Raw genomic sequence first — 20,909 nt, 5'->3', positions numbered from 1 at the left:
CATGATAGCGGCACGTGAGCAAGACCCGGTGCCATGAGGCGAGGAATTGTCACGATGTGTCGGAGAGCGAGCAAGCGGTTCTCGTCAAATACTGGTGCGGTCGCATGACCGTCCCGAACTTCATCTCGATCGCCCGGCTTCTCGGCGTCCCGATCCTAGTCTGGGCATTGATCGAGGGCGATTGGCTTCTGGCTTTTCTGATCTTCATCCTAGCCGGCGTTTCCGATGCGGTCGACGGGGCGATCGCCCGCCACTTCAACCAGCAATCGACTCTCGGCCTTTATCTCGATCCGATCGCCGACAAGGTGCTGCTGATGACGGTGTTCGTCGGCCTCGGTCTGCTTGGGCGGTTGCCCGCCTGGCTGGCCGTCGCCGTGGTCAGCCGCGATCTCCTCATCATCGCCGCGGTGCTGTTGTCCTATGTGATGGGGCAGCCGGTAAAGGTTCGCCCACTTCTGATCTCCAAAATGACGACCTTGGCACAGCTCGTACTGGCGGCGGTGGCTCTTGCCGAGCCCGCTTTCGGCTTGTCTCTCGGCGGATTGATCCTCGTTCTCGTCGCGATCACCGCGGTCTTGACCGGGTTATCCGCCACCGCCTATCTCGTCGAATGGCTTCGGCACATGGCATCCGACGATGATCCGAAGCGCGAGGAAGGCGATCCGACATGAGCGACCGAAGTGCGCTGATCCGCCGGCAGGTCTTGTTCTGGAGCATTGCCGCCTTTTTGCTGGTGCTGCTGCTATGGCTCTTTTCCGCCATCCTCCTACCCTTCGTGCTCGGTATGGTGATCGCCTATTTCCTCGATCCGGTGGCGGACTGGTTCGAGCGCCACGGCTTTTCGCGGGTTGCGGCGACTGTCGTTATTCTGGTCCTTTTCGCGGCGATCTTCACCGCGGCGGTCCTGATCCTCGTACCGGTTATCGGCAGCCAGACCGCAAGCTTTGCGGCGCGCGTGCCCGACTATCTCGATCGTCTGCAGGGCTTGGCCGCCGCCGCGCGGACCGGGCCGCTGGCGTTCCTGTTCTCCGGGGATGAAACCACCCTGAAGCAGGATTTCGCCAATATCGTCAGTGAAGGAACGGGGTTCATCACGTCCTTCCTCGGTTCCGTCTGGACTTCGTCGCTGGCCGTGGTCAATTTCGTGGCCTTGTTCGTTGTGACGCCGGTCGTCGCCTTCTATCTCCTGCTCGACTGGGATCGGATGATCGCCAAGGTCGATTCCTGGATACCGCGCCAGCACATTACGACCGTTCGGCATCTGGCGCGCGACATCGACCGTTCGGTCGCCGGGTTCGTGCGCGGCCAGGGCAGCGTCTGTCTGATTCTGGGGACGTTCTATGCCGTCGGACTGACGCTCACCGGGCTCAATTTCGGGCTGCTCATCGGCCTTTTCGCAGGTCTGATCTCCTTCATCCCCTATATCGGCTCGACCGTCGGTCTTGTACTCGCCGTCGGGGTGGCGCTGGTCCAGTTCTGGCCGGACTGGATCTGGATCGTCGCGGTGGCGGCGATCTTTTTCACGGGGCAGTTCTTCGAGGGCAATATCCTGCAGCCGAAACTGGTCGGGGCGTCGGTCGGCCTGCATCCGGTCTGGCTGATGTTCGCGTTGTTCGCCTTTGGTGCGCTGTTCGGTTTCGTCGGACTTTTGATCGCCGTTCCCGCTGCCGCGGCCGTTGGCGTTCTGGCCCGCTTCGCGATCGCGCAATACTTGCAGAGCGAGATGTATTATGGCCGGCCCGCTCCCGTGGAGGACACCATGCGCGTCTCCGCCGAGGAATTCTCGGCGCCGACATCGGTGACCAAAGGTGCCCCTCGTCAGGGCGTCGGGGAATAGGGCGAGGCCGCCATGCCGTCGCAACTCCCCCTCGACCTCCCCCACGCCGCTTCGCTCGCACGGGACGATCTCGTCGTCTCGCCGTCCAACCGGCTCGCCATCGAAGCGGTCGACAGCTGGCCGCATTGGCGGCATTCGGTGCTGTTGATCGTGGGACCGCCCGGAGCGGGCAAGACGCATCTCGCGAATGTGTGGGCGGAACGGGCCGGCGCGCGGACCGCGGAGCCGGGCGGTCTGGTCGCCCGGCTCGCCGAGCCAGGATTTCGCATCGTCGTCGATGATCTCGACCGCTCGCGCTTGTCGGAGACCGACCTGTTCAGCCTCGTCAACGCCGCGCGGCTGGGTGCCGGGAGCGTGCTTGCGACAAGCCGGACGCCGCCGGCGGGGATGGCGTTCGTGCTTTCCGATCTTCGCTCGCGCCTCTGCGCGGCGACGGTCGCCGAGCTCGGAGCCCCCGACGATGACCTCTTGGCCGGCGTCCTGGTCAAGCTTTTCGCCGATCGCCAGCTCGACATAGCGCCGCGGATGGTCCGCTATCTGGCCGAGCGCATGGAACGTTCGCTCGATTCGGCCCGCCGCGTCGTCGCGGCCGTCGATCGCGAGGCCTTGGCATCGAAGGAGCGCATCAGCACGCGTCTTCTCAAGCGGGTGCTTGACCGCGAGAGTGAAGCGGTGCGTCATCAGGCAGTCGTGCCGGCCCGCTACCCGGTCGCGACGGAGGACTGATCATGGATACCGCATCACCGACGCCCCGGACAAAATCGAGGAAACCCCGTGCGCGCAAGCCGGCTGACGGCGCTGCGAAAGGGCCACGGGAAACGGCCGTTGAGCTCCCGGCCGACATGCCGGACACGGACGAAACGCCGCCGATCCTCTCGGAGGCTTCCGTCATCCTGGAGACACCGCCGGCGGAAGTGGAGGCAGCCGCGAAGGTTGATCGGGCTGCCGAGAGCGAGTTGCCGGCTGACCGTTTTATCAATCGGGAGATTTCGTGGCTTCAGTTCAATCGGCGCGTGCTCGAAGAGTCGCAGAACGTCTCGCATCCATTGCTCGAGCGCGTTCGCTTCCTGTCGATCTCGGCTGACAATCTCGACGAATTCTTCATGGTCCGGGTGGCCGGTCTCGCCGGTCAGGTGCGCGAAAAAATCACCGTCCGCAGCATCGACGGCCTGACGCCGCAGGAACAGCTCGACCGGATTCTCGACGATGTGGAGCATCTTCAGGAGGAGCAACAGGCCTCCCTTGCGCAGCTCGTCAAGGAGCTTCGGCAGGAGCACATCCAGATCGTCGGCGCCGGAGATCTCAAGCGCGACGACCGGACCTGGCTGGAGAAGCATTTCGACGAGACGATCTTCCCGGTCCTGACGCCGCTGTCGATCGACCCGGCGCATCCGTTTCCATTCATTCCCAATCTGGGATTCTCGATTGCGCTCGCCCTTTTACGCGAACGTGATTCACAACCGATGAATGCGCTTTTGCGGCTGCCGCCGGCGCTGCAGCGATTCATCGAGATGCCGCCGACCGACAAGGGGCTCATCCGCCTGGTGCCGCTGGAGAGTATCGTGGCCCTGTTCATAGGCCGGCTATTCCCAGGATACAGGGTCAAGGGCGCGGGAACCTTCCGGATTATCCGCGACAGCGATATCGAGGTCGAGGAAGAGGCCGAGGATCTTGTCCGCCATTTCGAAAGCGCCTTGAAACGGCGACGGCGCGGGTCCGTGATCCGGATCGAGTTCGACTCGGTCATGCCGGCGGCGCTGCGCAACTTCGTCGCCGGAGAGCTCGCGGTGCCGGAGGCGCGCGTCTCGGTCATGGACGGCATGTTGGCGCTCGACTCGGTCTCGCAGATCTGCAAACTGCCGCGCGACGATCTGAAGTTCAAACCCTACATCCCGCGTTTTCCCGAGCGCATCCGCGAGCACAATGGCGATTGTTTCGCCGCCATCCGCGAGAAGGACATCATCGTTCATCACCCCTACGAATCGTTCGACGTGGTGGTGCAGTTCCTGCGGCAGGCGGCGCAGGACCCGAACGTAATCGCGATCAAGCAGACGCTTTATCGCACGTCCAACGAATCCCCGATCGTGCGGGCGTTGGTCGATGCCGCCGAATCCGGAAAGTCCGTGACGGCGCTGGTGGAATTGAAGGCGCGCTTCGACGAGGAGGCCAACATCCGCTGGGCTCGCGATCTCGAGCGGGCGGGCGTCCAGGTGGTCTTCGGCTTCATCGAGAAGAAGACTCACGCCAAGCTATCGTTGATCGTTCGGCGGGAAGACGGAAAGCTCGTCAACTTCGTCCATATCGGAACGGGCAACTATCATCCGATCACCGCGCGGATCTACACGGATCTATCCTACTTCACCGCCGACCCGGACATCGCGCACGACGTCCAGCTGGTGTTCAATTATATCACCGGCTACGCCGAACCGGCCGATGTCAAGAAGCTCGCGATCTCGCCGCTGACGATGCGCAGCCGCATCGTCGGTCTCATCGAGGGCGAAGTGGCTCATGTGCGGGCGGGGCGTCCGGGCCAGATCTGGATGAAGATGAATTCGCTGGTCGATCCGGCGATCATCGACGCGCTCTACAGAGCGAGCCAGGCGGGCGTCGAGATCGATCTCGTGGTGCGCGGCATCTGTTGTCTGCGACCGCGTGTCCCCGGCCTGTCCGACAACATCCGCGTCAAGTCGATCGTCGGCCGCTTCCTCGAGCACAGCCGTATCTTCTGCTTCGGTAACGGGCAGGGACTGCCCTCCGAGGCCGCGATCGTCTATATGGGCTCGGCCGACATGATGCCGCGCAATCTTGACCGCCGGGTCGAGACACTGGTGCCCATCACCACGCCGACTGTCCACAGTCAGGTGCTATCGCAGATCATGCTCGGGAACATTCTCGACAATCAGCAGAGCTGGTCGGTAGCCGCCGACGGGACGTCGCGCCATATCGTCCCCTCACCGGGCGAACAGCCGTTCAACGCCCAACGCTACTTCATGACCAATCCGAGTCTTTCGGGGCGCGGGAAAGCACTGAAAACGGATGCCCCAAAACTCATCGCGCGGCAGCGCGCGGACCACGCGCGTTTCGACTGAGCCGATGGCGCAGGGCCGGCTTCAGGACCGCCAACCCGTCGGCGTCGTCGATATCGGATCGAACTCCGTTCGTCTGGTCATCTACGAAGGCAATTGCCGGACCCTGACGGTTCTGTTCAACGAAAAGGTACTGAGCGGGTTGGGCAAGGGGCTGACCCAGAGCAACCGGCTCGATCCGCAAGCCATCGATAGCGCGTTGGCCGCGCTCAGGCGCTTTCGCAAGCTTGCCGAGCAGGCCAATGTCGTCGAACTTCATCCGATCGCGACAGCGGCCGCGCGCGAAGCCCAGAATGGACCGGATTTCATCGTCGCGGCGGAAGAAGCGATCGGGTCCCCGATCGTGATCCTCTCGGGGGCCGACGAGGCCCGCTATGCGGCCGAGGGCGTGCTCGCGGGTTTCCATTCGCCCAGCGGCATCGGCGGCGATCTCGGCGGCGGCAGTCTCGAACTGGTCGACATCCATGGCGGTCAGTTCGAGGGAGGGCTGACCTTGCCGCTCGGCGGTTTGCGTCTGCGCGACCTGGCGGAAGGGGATCTTTCGCGGGCGCAGGCGATCGCCGATAGCCATTTTGCCGCCTGCGGTCTCGCCGGAAAAGGCGAGGGGCGGCCCTTCTTCGCCGTCGGGGGTACATGGCGCAACCTGGCCAAGCTTCACATGGCGCAGACCAAATACCCCCTGCATGTCATGCATGGTTACGAAATCGACGCCGTCGGCATCGAGGACTTCCTCGACGCTATCGTGCGCGGCGATCCGGAGAAACTGCCGGGAATCGGCGCGGTCTCCAAGTCGCGCCGGCCACTACTTGCCTACGGCGCCGTCGCGCTGAAAAGCGTGCTGCGTCACCTCAAGCCGTCGAAGATCGTGATGTCGGCGCTCGGCGTGCGCGAGGGTTATCTTTATTCGCTGCTACCGGATGCCGAGAAGGCCAGGGATCCGCTGATCGAAGCGGCGCGCGAATTATCGATCCTGCGGTCCCGCTCGCCCGCCCATGCGCTGGAACTCGTCGAATGGAGCCAACGGACCTTCGAGGCGTTCGGAATCGAGGAAACCGAGGACGAGGAGCGGCTGCGCGAAGCCGCCTGTCTGCTCGCCGATATCGGCTGGCGCGCACATCCGGACTATCGCGGCAAGCAATCCCTCTCGATCATCGCCCATGCCGCGTTTCCGGCGGTCGATCATCGTGGCCGCGCCTATCTCGGCCTCACCAACTACTACCGGCACGAGGGCAGCTTCGAGCAGGTGCAACTGCCCGAACTCGAGCGTCTGATCGAGGATCGGCTGATGACGCGTGCCCGCATTCTCGCATCGCTGTTCCGCGTGAGCTATCTGCTGACGGCGTCGATGCCGGGCGTACTCGATCAGGTCAAATGGGCGCAGGATCCGCGCGGGGGTTTCACGCTGGTGATCCCGCGCGCGCTTGCCGCGCTGATCGGGGAGCGGCCCGAAGGCCGACTTCAGCAATTCGCCAGGACCGTCGACAAGACGCTGCGCATGGAAGTGCGGTAGCCGCGCCGCCTCACGCGTTCCCTTCAAGCGCGACAACTTCGACCTTGCGATTGCGATAGACGAGGGCCGTCTCGCCTTGCAGCAGCCCGAGCGCTCGTTCGCCGAAAATCTCCCTGCGCCAGCCCGACATCGCCGCGATTTCGGCGTCCTCGCCCTTCCAGGCGAGCTTTTCCAGGTCATCGCCCGACGCGATCATCTTGGCGGCGACGCCCTTTTCCTCGACGACGATCTTCAGCAGGACCTTCAGGAATTCGACCGCAGCCGCTGTGCCCTCGGGCAGTTGCCGGGAGCGGGGAATGGGAGGAAGATCCGATTTCGGCACCGCCAGCGCGCGGCTCACTGCCGCCACGATCTCCCGGCCGGCGGCGCTACGCTCGAAGCCCTTGGGGATCGTCCGCAGGCGGCCGAGCGCCTGTTCGTCAGCCGGCTGCTGCTGGGCAATTTCGTAAATCGCGTCGTCCTTCAGGATACGTCCGCGCGGCTTGTCGAGGTCGCGCGCCTCGCGTTCGCGCCAGGCGGCGAGTTCCTTCATCACCTGCAGTTCGATCGGCTTGCGCACCCGAAGTTTAAGCCGCTTCCATGCATCGTCCGGATGCAGGTCGTAAGTGGCCGGGTCCGCCAGGATCGCCATTTCCTCGGCCAGCCAGTGGCCGCGATTGTCGGCCTCCAGCTGCCGGCTCAACTCGCGATAGACGTCGCGCAGATAGGTGACGTCGGCAAGCGCATAGGCCAGCTGTTGCTCGCTGAGCGGGCGGCGGCGCCAGTCCGTAAAACGCGAGGTCTTGTCGATCCGCCCGTCCGTGGTCCGCGCGACGAGCTGGTCGTAGGCAATCGATTCCCCGAAGCCGCAAACCATCGCCGCGACCTGGGTGTCGAAAAGCGGTTTGGGCAAGATGCCGCCGAGCTTGTAGACGATCTCCAGATCCTGCCGCGCCGCGTGGAACACCTTGACCACGGTCTCATCGGCCATCAGGGCGAAGAACGGCGCCAGATCGATTCCATCGGCCAGCGGGTCCACGAGTACGGCGAGATGGTCGGAAGCCATCTGGATCAGACAGAGTTCCGGCCAGAAGGTCGTCTCGCGGATGAACTCGGTGTCGACGGTGATGTAGTCGGCGCTGGCGAGGTCAGTGCAGGCCTTGGCAAGGTCAGCGGTCGTGGTGATCATTTGCATCCGGTACCCTTAGCCCGATCGCGGGGCCGGGCGAAAGGCGGATGCGGCACACCGCCGGTGAAATCTTGACAGGACGAAAGCTGCATGCGCTTGTCCCCGGCGATTCAATCGAGCCGCGAAACCGTGCCTTCGCACGCCGACCCGCGGCCGGACCCGAGCCAGATCCAAGAGAGAATGCCATGCACCGCTATCGCAGTCACAGCTGCGCCGCCCTTCGCAAGGACGATGTCGGCCAATCCGTCCGCCTGTCCGGCTGGGCCCATCGAATCCGCGATCATGGCGGCCTGTTGTTCATCGACCTGCGCGACCATTACGGCCTGACGCAGGTGGTCGTGGATCCCGACTCGCCGGCCTTCGCGGTGGCGGAAACGGTGCGTGGTGAATGGGTCATTCGCATCGATGGGGAAGTGAAAGCGCGCTCGGACGAAACCGTCAACGCCAAGCTGCCGACCGGCGCGGTCGAGGTGTTCGCCCGCGAGATCGAGGTGCTGTCGCCCGCCAAGGAACTCCCCCTGCCGGTGTTCGGAGAACCGGAGTATCCGGAGGACATCCGGCTGAAATACCGCTTCCTCGACCTTCGCCGCGAGACGCTGCACAAGAACATGATGCGGCGCACGCAGATCGTCTCGAAAATGCGCCAGTTGATGGGCGACGCGGGTTTCTTCGAGTTCCAGACGCCGATCCTGACCGCTTCCTCGCCGGAGGGCGCGCGCGACTTCCTGGTGCCGTCTCGGCTGCACAACGGCCTGTTCTACGCGCTGCCGCAGGCGCCGCAGCAATACAAGCAGCTGATCATGATGTCCGGCTTCGACCGGTATTTCCAGATCGCGCCCTGCTTCCGCGACGAGGACCCGCGCGCCGACCGCTTTTACGGGGAGTTCTATCAGCTCGACGTCGAGATGAGCTTCGTCGAGCAGGAGGACATCCTGCAGGCGATGGAGCCGGTGATCCGCACCGTGTTCGAGAGCTTTGCCGACGGCAAGCCTGTCAGCCAGAATTTTCGACGCATTCCCTATGCCGAATCGATCCGCAAATACGGCACCGACAAGCCGGACCTGCGTAATCGAATCGAGATGCAGGCCGTCACCGAACATTTCGCCGGTTCGGGCTTCAAGGTCTTCGCCAACATGATCGCCAACGATCCGGCGGTCGAAATCTGGGCGATCCCGGCGAAGACCGGCGGCTCGCGCGCCTTCTGCGACCGGATGAACTCCTGGGCGCAGGGCGAGGGGCAGCCGGGCCTCGGCTACATCTTCTGGCGCGAAGAAGAGGGCAGGCTGTCCGGTGCCGGACCGCTCGCCAAGAACATCGGCGAGGAGCGCACCGAGGCGCTGCGCACGCAACTCGGCCTCGAGGCGGGCGACGCCTGCTTCTTCGTCGCCGGTCGGCCGGACGCCTTTGCGGCCTTCGCCGGCGCCGCGCGGATGCGGGTCGGCGAAGAATTGGACCTCGTCGATCGCGATCGGTTCGAACTGGCCTGGATCATCGACTTTCCCTTCTACGAATGGCAGGAAGAGGAGAAGAAGGTCGATTTCGCCCACAATCCCTTTTCGATGCCGCAAGGCGGCATGGAAGCGCTGCAGAGCGACGAGCCGCTGGCGATCAAGGCATTCCAGTACGATATCGTCTGCAATGGTTTCGAGATCGCCTCCGGCGGCATCCGCAACCACCTACCCGAGACCATGGTGAAGGCTTTCGAGATCGCCGGCTATTCGAAGGAGACGGTCGAGGAGCGCTTTGGCGGTCTCTACCGGGCCTTCCAGTATGGCGCGCCGCCCCATGGCGGTATGGCAGCGGGCGTCGACCGCATCGTCATGCTTCTGTGCGGCGCCAAGAACCTGCGCGAGATCGCCATGTTCCCGATGAACCAGCAGGCGCATGACCTGCTGATGGGCGCGCCCAATGAGGCGAGTCCGGCCCAGCTGCGCGAACTTGGCCTGCGTCTGGCTCCCGCGGCAAAAAGCTGATCGATCGCTTGCCTCCGCGAACGGCGCCCAGGCAAGCGATCACGGGACCGGCGATCGGCTCTATTGGTACCGCCAGCGCCTAGTCGTTGGCGCTGACGGTGAGTGAGAGAACGCTCGGCAGCGTCTGCGGGGCGCCCATCGCCGCGCCGATCAACTGCGTCACGGGTACAGGATTGGCGGGGTCGATACTGATCGACAAGGATTTCGGATCGGTGAGATAGGCCGTCACCGCATCGGTGACGGCTTTCTGGAATTCGGGATTCTGCAGGTAGGACAGGAACATGGGCAACATGCCGGTGAGCCCCTGGATCAGCTGCTCGCGCGTCTGTCCGTTTTTCCCCGCGTAGTAGTCGAGCAGCTTGCCGGTCAGCGAATCGTCGACGAAGGTGATCTCGGCCGAGTTTAGATAGAGCTGCGAGATCAGCCCCATGACCGCCATGCCGGATGCCTGCTGATTATCCGGACTGGCCGCCATCTGCTGCTGCAATTGCTGCAGCGATTCGATGAAGGCTGGCGTGTAGCCTGAAATTCCATAGGTGACGGACAGGTCGCCGGCGTTCTTTACCTCGATGTCGAACGGGTCCAGTTCGAGGAGGCCGCTGGTCGGGTTCCAGGTGGCGGAACCGGCGATTGTCCCGCTGAGCTTACCGTAACCGATCTCCTGGACCGCCTTGGTGGCTTCGGCGTCTTCCCCGGTGGTGAGGTCGGCGGTGAAATCGCCGAAATCGAAATCGGCGGTGAAGGTGCCGTCGTCGCCGATCTCGTTGTTCAGGGACGCATCCGCCAAGCTGAAGACCGTCTTCCCGTCCTTCTCGACCTCCAACGAGCCGATCGAGGCGCCCTGGAAATAGAAGTCGGAGAACTTCATTGCCGCCGGCACGTCGGTTGCAGTCGTGCCGACCAGTTCCATGCCCTCGATCACGACCCCGCCGATTCGCGTGCGCACGCCATCCTCGGTCTCGTCGAAGTCGGGAAACGCGATCCGCTCGACGTCCCAACCGTCAGCGGTCGAGCCGGAGACGTTCTCGAATGTGATCTCGGCGACCTTGCCATTCTCATCGGCCTCGCCGCCCGAAACGCCCTTCAGGACGACATTTTCGCCCTCGGCTTCAATGCTGTCGAAGCTGAGCGACATGTTCTGCTTCTGCGCCACGGCCTTGAGCCGCTGGGCGAAGGCATCGGCGTCGACCGCAAATGCCGACGTTGAGCCCAGCAGCAGCAGCGTCGTCGTGGCGAGGGAAATGCGTGTCCTGGCGAGCATGAGAGAACCTTTCGCTTGAACCCGGGCGCGCGGCGGCGCGATGAAAAGGTGGGCCGGTGTCGCGCATATTGTAGGTCGGAAGGCCCCTCGCGATAAGGGGAGGGGCGGCAAGCGACGGAATTAGGGCGTCCGTGCCGGCGCTCGTCGCCCACAAATGCTTGAATAACCACGTTCCGGTGTTGTTCCGGTCGCCATCGTGTCCTAGACCAGCCCCATGGGCAAGGCTGTAGAGCCGCCGTCGGGCGGTGGCAACATCGAAGCGATCGACCTGAAGGCGGCACTCGAGGAGCGCTACCTCGCCTATGCGCTGTCGACGATCATGGGGCGGGCGTTACCCGATGTTCGCGATGGTCTGAAGCCCGTTCATCGACGGATCGTCCACGCCATGCGCGTTCTGAAGCTCGATCCAGGCCAGGGCTACAAGAAATGCGCCCGCATCGTCGGCGACGTGATGGGCAAGTTCCATCCCCATGGCGACGCGTCCATCTACGATGCGTTGGTTAGACTCAGCCAGGACTTTGCCATCCGCTATCCGCTGATCGACGGTCAGGGCAATTTCGGCAATGTCGATGGCGATAGCCCGGCGGCGATGCGCTACACCGAAGCGCGCATGACCGACGTCGCGACGCTGCTCCTGCGCGGCCTCGACGAGGACGCGGTCGATTTCCGCGCGACCTACAATGAGGAGGATCAGGAGCCGATCGTCCTGCCGGGGGCGTTCCCCAATCTCTTGGCCAACGGCTCGTCAGGCATCGCGGTCGGAATGGCGACGTCGATCCCGCCGCACAACGCCGCCGAACTCTGCGACGCCGCGCTCAAGCTGATCGACAATCCGGACGCCTCGACCGATGCGTTGCTGCGCTTCGTGCAGGGGCCGGATTTTCCCACCGGCGGTGTCATCGTCGACAGCCCCGCGCAGATTCGCGAGGCCTATGACAGCGGCCGTGGCTCGTTCCGGGTTCGCGCCCGCTGGGAGAAGGAGGATCAGGGCCGCGGCGGCTACGTCGTGGTGGTCACCGAAATCCCGTATCAGGTGCAGAAGTCGCGGTTGATCGAAAAGATCGCCGAGTTGCTGCAAGCGCGCAAATTGCCGCTGCTTGCCGACATTCGCGACGAATCCGCCGAGGACGTGCGCGTCGTCATCGAGCCGAAGAGCCGGACCGTCGATCCGGAACTTTTGATGGAATCGCTGTTCCGGCTGACCGATCTGGAATCGCGCATCCCGCTGAACATGAACGTCCTGTCCGGCGGCAAGGTGCCGAAGGTCATGTCGCTCAGGGAGGTGCTGAGCGAGTGGCTCGCCCACCAGCGCGAAGTGCTGGTGCGGCGAGCCCGCTATCGGCTCGGGCAGATCGAGCGGCGCCTGGAGGTGCTGGCCGGCTATCTGATCGCCTTTCTCAACCTCGACGAGGTGATCCGGATCATCCGCGAGGAGGACGAGCCGAAGGCGGTGCTGATCCGAACCTTTGAATTGACCGACGTGCAGGCCGAGGCGATTCTCAACATGCGTTTGCGCTCCTTGCGCAAGCTGGAGGAGTTCGAGCTGCGACGCGAGTTCGGGAGGCTCACCGAAGAGAAAGCCGAAAAGGAAGCGCTTCTCGCCTCCGATGACAAGCAATGGTCGTCGGTGGCCGGCGAGATCCGCGACGTCCTCGAAACCTATTCCAAGAAGACCAGACTCGGGCGCCGCCGCACGCTCTTCGCCGACGCGCCCAGCCGGGCACTCGACGACATCGCCGTCGCGCTGATCGAGAAGGAGCCGGTGACCGTCGTTCTGTCCAAAAAGGGCTTCCTGCGGGGCATGCGCGGGCATCTGGCGGATTTCTCGACATTGACCTTCAAGGAAGGCGACGGTCTGAAGCTCGCCTTCCATGCCATGACGACCGACAAGCTTTTGTTTCTGTCGACGGGCGGACGGGCGTTCACGCTGGGCGCCGACAAGCTGCCGGGCGGGCGCGGGCAGGGCGAGCCGATTCGTCTTGCCTTCGACTTCGACGACGAGCAGGACATCGCCATTGGTTTCGTGGCCGATCCAGACCGCCGGCGTCTGCTCGTCTCGTCCGACGGGAACGGCTTCGTCGTGGCGGAAGCCGACATGCTCTCGGCGACGCGCAAGGGCAAGCAACTGATGAACCTTTCGGGCAAGACCGCACTGTCGCTGGCACCGACGGTCGGCGAGGGCGATCACGTCGCGATCGTCGGCGAGAACCGCAAGCTGCTGGTCTTCCCGCTATCGCAGGTGGCGCAGATGACGCGCGGCAAGGGCGTGCGGCTGCAGCGCTACAAGGATGGCGGGGTCTCGGACGCCAAGGTCTTCCGGATGGCGGGCGGCCTGGTGTGGTCGGATTCCGCCGGTCGGATGTTCACTCGCTCCGAAGCCGAGCTGCTGGAATGGCGCGGCGACCGGGCGCAGGCCGGCCGTCTGGTGCCGAAGGGCTTTCCAAAGACCAACAAGTTCGACGGCTGAGGTCGCCGGGCATCGCGTCGACTCGATCGCTGACGAAGTGAGCGCCTGTCGCTCCCGTCACACGTGGCGGGATGCGACCGCTATGCTGCGCCGCCGGGATCGCCGCGCGCGGCCGAGTTCGACGAGTGAGTGCACCACGAGCGTCCCGACGACGACGATGCCGCCGGCAAGCGCCAAATCCGTCGGCCGCTCGGCGAACACCATCCAGACCCAGACGGGCGCGAGGACGGTCTCCACCAGATAGGCCATGGAAACGATCGGCGCCGGCACGAACATCGGCCCGAGCGCGAGGCAGATCAACGCGATCGGAATGATCACCGCGCCATTCAGCGCCAGCCAACCGATCGCTTCGGAATGGATGCCCTCGGCGGCAACGAACGGAACGGCGATCAGCGCCGGCAGGAAGGCGCCGAGCGCCGCGGCGTAACGCATGTCGGTGCGGCTGCGTCGGGCAAGCGTGATCGCGAGTGCGATAAGAAAGGCGGTGGCGAGCGCGGCGAGGGCGCCCATCCAGTTACCGGTCTCGAAGCCGGCTCCGATGATCAGCAGAACGCCGAAGAGGGTTGCGGGAATGGCCAGCAGCGTCGGTGTCGACGGCCGCTCGCCGACCAGCCGCCAGGACAGGATCGCCGAAAACATCGGATTGAAGGCAAGGATGAAGACGACGTTGCCGGCGCTCGTGTTGAAGACCGAAAAGACGAAGCTCGCGGCCGCGAGAGAATAGATGCCCGTGACAACAAGCCCCGCGCGCCCGGCGATCAGTTTCTGGCCGCGCGGGAACAGCGCGCGGTCGATCCGCCAGATGAGCACCGCCGCAAGACAGGTGAGGGCGCCGCGCACCAGCAGGACGGTCCAGAAGGCGCTCTCCGACAACCGGATGAGCGGAATATCGAAAGACAGGACGAAACCACCGAACCCGACAAGCGCGAGGCCCTGCGCGTAGGATGACGACGACGATACACTCGCTTGCGGCGGGACAGACATAAAATTCCGTAATGAACGAGGGGCGCCGCCGGATCGTGCCGATACGCTTCACCTTAGCAGTTTCGCGAGCGACGGCGAAACACGGCGGCCGGAAATGCGCATCCGACGACGCGCCGCTCAGCCAGCGTAGCGCTCCCAGCCCTTGGGCATCAGGTGCTCCTGCGGCTGAAACCGGATCTTGTAGTCCATCTTCGACGAGCCGTTCACCCAGTAGCCGAGATAGAGATAGGGCAGGCCGAGATTCCTGGTCCGCTCGATATGGTCGAGGATCATGTAGGTGCCCAGGCTTCTGGACCTCTCCTCCGGCTCGAAGAACGAGTAGACCATCGACATTCCGTCGCCCATCACGTCGCTGAGCGCGACGCCGACGAGATCGCCGTCAGACTGCTCGCTGAAGAACGAATCCGGTCCCCGCAGGCGATATTGGACCAGCCGCGTGTCGACCTGGCTGTCTTCGACCATCATCGCGTAGTCCAGGACGCTCATCTCCGACATCCCGCCATGGGTATGCCGATCGTCGAGATAGCGGCGAAACAGCGAATACTGTTCGCTCGACGGAGCCGGCATGCCCATACGGCCGACCAGATCCTGGTTGCGCGCCAAGATTCGGCGCATAGAGCGGCTCGGCCTGAACTCGTCGACCAGTATGCGGACGGAAACGCAAGCTCGACAGGATTCGCAGGCCGGCCTGTAGGCAATGTTCTGGCTTCGCCGGAATCCGCCCTGGCTGAGGAGGTCGAGCAGGCTCGGGGCGCGCTCGCCGACTAGGTGCGTGAACACCTTCCGCTCGGCCTGACCTGTGAGATACGGGCAGGGGGAGGGCGACGTGAGGAAGAATTGCGGCGTTTGCGGGTGATGAACTGTCACTGCCGAAGCGCCTCCCTCAGAGTGGATAATACCATGGTGCCACGATCGAGAATGTTAACCACACGAGGATCACGAGGGGAACACCGGCTTTGGCGAAGTCGATGAAGCGATAGCGCCCCGGCCCCATGACCAGGAGGTTGGTCTGATAGCCGATCGGCGTTGCGAAGGACGCGTTTGCGGCCAAGATGACGCAGGCGAGAAACGCCTCCGGCGAGGTTCCCAGTCGTCGCGACAGATCGAGCGCGATTGGCGTGAAAAGAACGGCAGTGGCGTTGTTGGATAGCAGATTCGTCATGATCGCGATGACCAGAAAGAGGGCGGACAGGATGGCCCAGGGCGTCAGTCCTGCCAGGGCCGCGACGGCAGCCTCGGCGATCATCGCGGCGCCGCCCGTTCGTTCCAGTGCTACCGCGGCGGCGATCGAGGCGCCGATCAGCATGAAGATCGATCGATCGAACGCGCGCGCCGCTTCGCCGACCGTCAGGCATCCGGTGGCGACCATCAGGAGGGCGCCGACGACCGCGAGCACCTCGATGGGGAGGGCGCCGGTCGCCGCCATGAGGACGATGGCGAAGAAGATGGACGCGGCGAGGCCCGCCTTGGCGCTCTGCGGAATCGTCTGGGCGGAATATTCCAGCAGCAGCAGGTCGTGGTTGCCCCTCAGCTTCGCGATCGCGCTCGCCTGACCGCAAAGCAGCAAGGTATCGCCGGGCTCCAGCCGTATTTCCGACAGCGCGGAACGCGCCATACGGCTCTTGCGCTGAAGGCCGAAGAGCGTGATGCCGAACTGGGTGCGCAGTCCCGAATATTGCATCGTGCGGCCGGCATAGCGCGATCCCGGCGCGACCACCGCCTCCGCCATGACCATGTCGGGGCCGATCTTGTTGGTCTGGTCGCTCAGTGTTTCCGCCGAGGGGTCCAGCGTCTTGACCGTCAGATTGCCGGTGGACAGCGCCTTGGAAAAGGCGCGCCGCGTCGCCGTCACGATCAAACGGTCGCCGGCCGCCAGCGTGATGTCGTCGAAGGGCGGTAGTATCGTTCGTTCGCCGCGCAGGATCATGCGCGGCATCAGATCGCCGAGACCCGGGAACAGGCCCGCTCTCGCGGTGAGCCACTCAAAGGCGTGGCCCTCGGTGATGTCGATCTCGCCGAGGAACTGCTTGCCGCCGGCATCCGCGACGCGGCCCTCGGATCCTTGCCGCGGTGTGAGGATGCGCGGCATGAACCGGATCACGTAGATTCCGCCGACGATCGCGATCACGAGACCCGGAACGGTGATGTCGAAAAAGCCGATCTCGATGCCAGATCGGGCGGCGACACCCGCGACCAGAAGATTGGTGGACGAACCGATCAGCGTCGTCATGCCGCCGAGAATCGACAGGAAGGACAACGGCATGAAGACATGGGCCGGCGAGATGCCGCGCTGGGTCGCGAGCATCGTCAGGATCGGAATGAAGATGACGACGACCGGGGTGTTGTTGAGGAATGCCGAAAGCAAGGCCGCGCTGAGAAGGACAATCACGATGGCGCGCGCGCCGACGGAGCCGCCGATCTCCGTCAGCCACTGCGTCGGTTGCGCCATGGCGTCGGTGGCGAAAAGTCCCTGTCCGACGATCAGCAGCGCGAGCACCGTGATCAAAGCCGGATTGGAAAATCCCGAAAGCAGGTCGCCGCTCGTGACCGCGAAGCCCGCGGCATCCCGATACGGCGCGATTGCGAAGAGGAGCAGGAAGGCACTGAGCGAAGCCGCCGCGACGGCCTCGATCGGCCATCGCTCCCATGCATAGGCGACCACGCTCACCAGAATGAGAAGATAGGTGGCCCAGACGTGTATCGAATCCATGTGGCGCCGCGTTCCGTTGCCCGCGGAACCTTATCGTTCTCCGCTACCCCGTTGGCAACCTGCGTCTCTTTCTGTCCTGGCTCAGCGATCGCGGACGACGACAGTGCCCAGCAGAAGATCGTGCAGCAGCTGCTTGCGACCAGTGAAAAGGCTGACCAGCAGAACGAGCGGGGTCAGGACCGAGGCCGAGGCCCAGAACAGAACGCCATGCAGGACGGCGAGGACAGGGTCGACGCGTTCGCCGTCGAGGCGCGCGACGTGGACGCCGGCAAAACGCATGCCCGGGGTCGCCTGCCTGTTTCCGCCCATCGTGAAGCCGATATAGACGATCGCGATCAAGGGCAGCAGAACCGCATAGAGGCCCCAGGCAATTCCCAGCGTGACGATGCCGAGAAGAAAGATGAGAATCGCGACGGGCACCGACAGGAAAAGCACCAGGGCATAGTCGATGACGAAAGAAGCGATCCGGCGCGTCCGCACGCCTTCGTAAAGGCGCGGCGAATCCAGATCGGTGGTCGAAAAATCCTTCGACAGGTTCGCGGTTCGGTCCATCACGGCAGGCCCTCTGTCATTCATCTTGGTTGCGTGAGGCTGAGATGGGGAGGGGATCGCATTGGCGCAACGTGCCGACACCTTCCCGAAGGAGGGCTCAGCGGCGGCGCAGCGCTTCGGCGGCCTTTGGCGAGAAATAGCTCAGCACGCCGGCTGCCCCCGCCCGTTTGAAGGCGCCAAGGCTCTCCATCATCGCCCGATCGCCGTCGAGCCAGCCGTTCTGGGCCGCCGCCATGATCATCGCATATTCGCCCGACGTCTGATAGGCGAAGGTCGGCACACCGAGCTCGCCCGCCAGGCGGGCGACGACGTCGAGATAGGGCATGCCCGGCTTGACCATGATCATGTCGGCGCCTTCGGCAATATCCTGGGCCGCCTCGCGAATCGCCTCGTCGCGATTGCCGTAGTCCATCTGATAGGTCCGCTTGTCCCCCTTGAGCATGGAGCCCGAGCCGACAGCGTCGCGAAACGGCCCATAGAAGGCCGAGGCGTATTTCGCCGCATATGACATGATCAGTGTATCGCGATGGCCGGCCGCGTCGAGCGCGGCTCGGATGCAGGCGACGCGGCCGTCCATCATGTCGGAGGGCCCGATGATGTCGCAGCCGGCCTCCGCCTGCACGACCGCCTGGCGGCAGAGCATGTCCACCGTTTCGTCGTTGAGGATGCGATCGCCCACCAGCAGGCCGTCATGGCCATGGCTCGTATAAGGGTCGAGGGCGACGTCGCAAAGAATGCCAACATCGGGCACGGCGGCCTTGATCGCCCGACTTGCGGTGCAGACGAGATTGGCTGGGTTCAGCGCCTCCGAACCACCTTCGTCGCGCTTCGAGGCGTCGGTGTAGGGAAACAGCGCGAGGACCGGAATGCCGAGGTCGCGCGCTCGGCGCGCGGCATCGACGCAGCCTTCCACCGAGAGACGGAATACGCCCGGCATCGAGGGCACGGATTCCGGCTCGCCGTCGCCGTCGCGCACGAAAATCGGCCAGATCAGGTCATCAACCCCGACAGCGGTCTCCCGAACCAGCCGCCGGGACCAGTCCGCCTGCCGCAGCCGCCGCATTCTCAGGCCGCCGGTCGCGGCATCGATCCGTTCGCTTATGGAAGGGAGGGAACCGCTCGGCTGAGTCATGGGGGTGTCCGTCCTTTGTTCGTTCTTGGTCTTGCGCAATCGTATGCGGGTGTCTCACCTGCTGCTGCGGACAAGGTCCACAAGGCGCCAACACGGATTTGCCTATGCGGTCAGACGCGCGAGTTCAAGATTGACGGGGTCGGCCGCGCGACAATAGGGTCCGGCTACGAATGGACATATCGCCGATTCCTCGCCACCGGTCTCGATTGTCGACCGTTTTCGCGGGGTAATTGCGACCGGGTTCCATTCGCAGGCCGGGAAAGGGAAGATGTGACGATCGGACTTGCGCCGCAAGACAAGGTCGGGAGCCTGACTCGCAGCCTGATCACATGGCTCTGCCGCGTATCGGCGATTGCCATGTTCGTCGCGGGTGTAGGCTACTGGATTCGGCTTGTCGGCATCGAAGCCGGCCCTCTCGCGCGCTTCGACCTGATGCCGATCTGGTGGAAGCTGACCGCTCCGACATTGGCGGTGCTTTATCCGGTAGCGGGCATCGGGTTGTGGATGACAGTGGGCTGGGGTTCGGTCGTCTGGATCCTGATCGCGATGCTCGAGGCGGTCATGTATCTCGGCTTTCCCGAGCTCTTCGGGTCCGGGCTGCTGCGGCTCGCCTTTCATGCATCGGGTCTGTCTCTGCTTGGCATTCTCCGCTTTCTGGCTTGGCGCGAGCGCCGGCTGGCCCGCGGCTACTGACCGACGGGAGAGGTCTTGTTAAGCAAAAAAATTGTTCGGGTGAGCGTAAGCTTGCATTAAGCCTGCGGTTTAAGTCGAATTTTAGATGCGTCGCATAGATTGGTTCTCAAGATGGGGTCGACATAGAACATCCATCAAGACAACATCGGAGCAATACTATGAACGCGCAGATCAAGAGCGAAGTCGCCACGCAGCCCTCGGCGAAAAACGAACTGAAGTCGCTTTATCTCGAAACGTTGCAACTGGTCGAGCGGCTGCATCGGCGGCTTCTGGACGTCATCAAGGACGAGTTCGATCGCAACGGTCGCACCGACATCAACGCCGTGCAGGCGCTGCTGCTCTTCAATATCGGCGACTCCACGCTGACCGCCGGTGAACTGCGCAGCCGCGGCTTCTATCTGGGCTCCAACGTCTCCTACAATCTCAAGAAGCTGGTCGATCTCGGCTTCATCAATCATCAGAAGTCGCGGGTGGACCGCCGCGCCGTGCGCGTTTCGCTGACCGAGGCGGGCATGGCCGTCGCGGCCATCGTCGCGGAACTCTATGACCGCCACATCGGCTCCATCGACAAGGTCGGCGGACTCGACGAGCAGGAGTTTCAGAAGATGAACCGCTCGCTGCAGCGGCTCGATCGTTTCTGGAACGATCAGATCCTCTACCGCCTCTAGTGAGAAGCGTGGAATTCGCCGTGGTCCGATCTACTCCGTGGTATGGCGTGCGCCCCTGAGGCTCGGCAGGTCGGCTCCGTCGTAGACTGGCGTGCCCGCGGTTATGGGGGAACTTCAGACCTTGGCACTGCCTGAAGCTCTTCATCATGCTTCATGGACGGTGCCATGGGAACAAGCGTTTTCCATGCCGCCTCCACGCAGTGTTGCCCGAGGCGGGTTCATCGTCCCCGCATAGCCCGGCGGCCTTCGAATTTGACCGCTGGATAACGAAATGTCCGCGTTCATTGGCGAGGCTCGCACGCGCGCCCAACAGCCGCCCCTTTGGCACTGGTTCCCGGGAAGAGCTTCCGACATCGCCGCGCCACAGTCCCTAGAGGATCATGCGGTACGTCGCGAACATATATCCGGACCGCGCCACGGTGCCGAAGGGCAATTGCCGGATGGTGCTCGCATAGAAAAATGGCTCGGATCGGGGGCGTTCCGCCCCACAATCCGAGCCATTTTCCATCGCTCAGCTCCAGCCCCTCGAAAAGACGGCTGATCCTTCGATCCGGGGCGCCGAAGCTAGACGCTATAATACATGTCGAATTCGACCGGATGCGGCGTCATCTCGAACCGCAGCACCTCCGCCATCTTCAGGTCGACGAACGCATCGATCTGGTCGTCGTCGAAGACGCCGCCGGCCTTCAGGAAGTCGCGATCGCTGTCGAGGGCTTCCATCGCCTCGCGAAGCGAACGACAGACCGTCGGGATTTCCTTCAGTTCCTCCGGCGGCAGATCGTACAGATCCTTGTCCATGGCGGCGCCGGGATGGATCTTGTTCTTGATGCCGTCGAGACCCGCCATCAGCATGGCCGCGAAGGCGAGG

General features: G+C 63.7%; 16 protein-coding genes and 1 pseudogene. 9 read left to right on the top strand and 8 right to left on the bottom strand.

The features are described from left to right. The first annotated feature begins 14 nt into the window (after positions 1-14). The 5 genes from MJ956_RS14610 to MJ956_RS14590 all read left to right on the top strand — a co-directional run bounded on the left by MJ956_RS14610 (position 15) and on the right by MJ956_RS14590 (position 6,433). A complete protein-coding gene (locus MJ956_RS14610; RefSeq protein WP_341482732.1) occupies positions 15-671 on the top strand; it encodes a CDP-alcohol phosphatidyltransferase family protein in 657 nt (218 codons plus the stop codon). Beyond that, positions 668-1,837 carry an AI-2E family transporter gene (locus MJ956_RS14605; protein WP_253965173.1) on the top strand — a complete coding sequence of 390 codons (1,170 nt, stop codon included), beginning with the start codon at positions 668-670 and terminating at the stop codon, positions 1,835-1,837. The genes MJ956_RS14610 and MJ956_RS14605 overlap by 4 nt, the downstream gene beginning before the upstream one ends. A gap of 12 nt (positions 1,838-1,849) precedes the next feature. Continuing rightward, entirely contained in the window at positions 1,850-2,563 is a 714-nt protein-coding gene (locus MJ956_RS14600; protein ID WP_253965172.1) for a P-loop NTPase family protein, read from the top strand. A 116-nt stretch (positions 2,564-2,679) separates the two neighbouring features. Further along, entirely contained in the window at positions 2,680-4,926 is a 2,247-nt protein-coding gene (locus MJ956_RS14595) for an RNA degradosome polyphosphate kinase (protein WP_253965171.1), read from the top strand. Continuing rightward, the gene (locus MJ956_RS14590) at positions 4,874-6,433 is read left to right on the top strand and encodes a Ppx/GppA family phosphatase (RefSeq protein ID WP_253965170.1); all 1,560 of its coding nucleotides are present in this window, start codon (positions 4,874-4,876) and stop codon (positions 6,431-6,433) included. Before MJ956_RS14595 ends, MJ956_RS14590 begins: the two co-directional genes overlap by 53 nt. A gap of 10 nt (positions 6,434-6,443) precedes the next feature. On the opposite strand, the gene rnd is transcribed toward MJ956_RS14590, so the two are convergent. Next, complete coding sequence (gene rnd, locus MJ956_RS14585; RefSeq protein WP_253965169.1) at positions 6,444-7,601, bottom strand: ribonuclease D; 1,158 nt, start codon at positions 7,599-7,601, stop codon at positions 6,444-6,446. Between the two features lie 185 nt (positions 7,602-7,786). Here rnd and aspS point away from each other — a divergent pair, with 185 nt between their 5' ends. Further along, the gene (gene aspS / locus MJ956_RS14580) at positions 7,787-9,574 is read left to right on the top strand and encodes an aspartate--tRNA ligase (protein ID WP_253965168.1); all 1,788 of its coding nucleotides are present in this window, start codon (positions 7,787-7,789) and stop codon (positions 9,572-9,574) included. Positions 9,575-9,653: 79 nt separating this feature from the next. Here aspS and MJ956_RS14575 read toward each other — a convergent pair whose 3' ends face one another. Beyond that, on the bottom strand, positions 9,654-10,835 hold the full coding sequence (locus tag MJ956_RS14575; RefSeq protein ID WP_253965167.1) for a hypothetical protein: 1,182 nt from the start codon (positions 10,833-10,835) through the stop codon (positions 9,654-9,656). A gap of 214 nt (positions 10,836-11,049) precedes the next feature. On the opposite strand from MJ956_RS14575, the gene parC reads away from it, so the two are divergent. Then, entirely contained in the window at positions 11,050-13,302 is a 2,253-nt protein-coding gene (gene parC / locus MJ956_RS14570) for a DNA topoisomerase IV subunit A (RefSeq protein WP_253965166.1), read from the top strand. Between the two features lie 57 nt (positions 13,303-13,359). Here the strand turns inward: parC and MJ956_RS14565 are convergent, their stop codons facing one another. From MJ956_RS14565 to hemB, 5 genes are all read right to left on the bottom strand, one after another. Then, positions 13,360-14,286 carry a DMT family transporter gene (locus MJ956_RS14565; protein ID WP_253965165.1) on the bottom strand — a complete coding sequence of 309 codons (927 nt, stop codon included), beginning with the start codon at positions 14,284-14,286 and terminating at the stop codon, positions 13,360-13,362. Positions 14,287-14,403: 117 nt separating this feature from the next. Beyond that, complete coding sequence (locus MJ956_RS14560; RefSeq protein WP_206455067.1) at positions 14,404-15,153, bottom strand: arginyltransferase; 750 nt, start codon at positions 15,151-15,153, stop codon at positions 14,404-14,406. Between the two features lie 16 nt (positions 15,154-15,169). Next, positions 15,170-16,996, bottom strand: a complete 1,827-nt coding sequence (locus tag MJ956_RS14555; RefSeq protein ID WP_253965164.1) for an SLC13 family permease — start codon at positions 16,994-16,996, stop codon at positions 15,170-15,172. An 81-nt stretch (positions 16,997-17,077) separates the two neighbouring features. Then, a complete protein-coding gene (locus tag MJ956_RS14550) occupies positions 17,078-17,548 on the bottom strand; it encodes an RDD family protein (RefSeq protein WP_253965163.1) in 471 nt (156 codons plus the stop codon). 97 nt (positions 17,549-17,645) lie between these two features. Next, entirely contained in the window at positions 17,646-18,611 is a 966-nt protein-coding gene (gene hemB / locus MJ956_RS14545; protein ID WP_253965220.1) for a porphobilinogen synthase, read from the bottom strand. A 339-nt stretch (positions 18,612-18,950) separates the two neighbouring features. Here hemB and MJ956_RS14540 point away from each other — a divergent pair, with 339 nt between their 5' ends. Both MJ956_RS14540 and ldtR read left to right on the top strand, forming a co-directional pair. Continuing rightward, positions 18,951-19,373: a DUF6163 family protein gene (locus MJ956_RS14540; RefSeq protein WP_253965162.1), complete on the top strand. Its 423-nt coding sequence runs from the start codon at positions 18,951-18,953 to the stop codon at positions 19,371-19,373. A 158-nt stretch (positions 19,374-19,531) separates the two neighbouring features. After that, positions 19,532-20,041 carry a transcriptional regulator LdtR gene (ldtR, locus tag MJ956_RS14535; protein WP_253965161.1) on the top strand — a complete coding sequence of 170 codons (510 nt, stop codon included), beginning with the start codon at positions 19,532-19,534 and terminating at the stop codon, positions 20,039-20,041. Between the two features lie 564 nt (positions 20,042-20,605). Here ldtR and glnA read toward each other — a convergent pair. After that, a pseudogene (gene glnA, locus MJ956_RS14530) lies at positions 20,606-20,909 on the bottom strand (glutamine synthetase); the annotation flags it as partial.

The sequence above is a fragment of the Aurantimonas marianensis genome, from assembly GCF_024195285.1.
Taxonomy (GTDB): Bacteria; Pseudomonadota; Alphaproteobacteria; order Rhizobiales; family Rhizobiaceae; genus Aurantimonas; species Aurantimonas marianensis.
The sequence above is the reverse complement of the archived record's forward strand: the minus strand, read 5'-3'. Positions and strand labels throughout refer to the sequence as shown.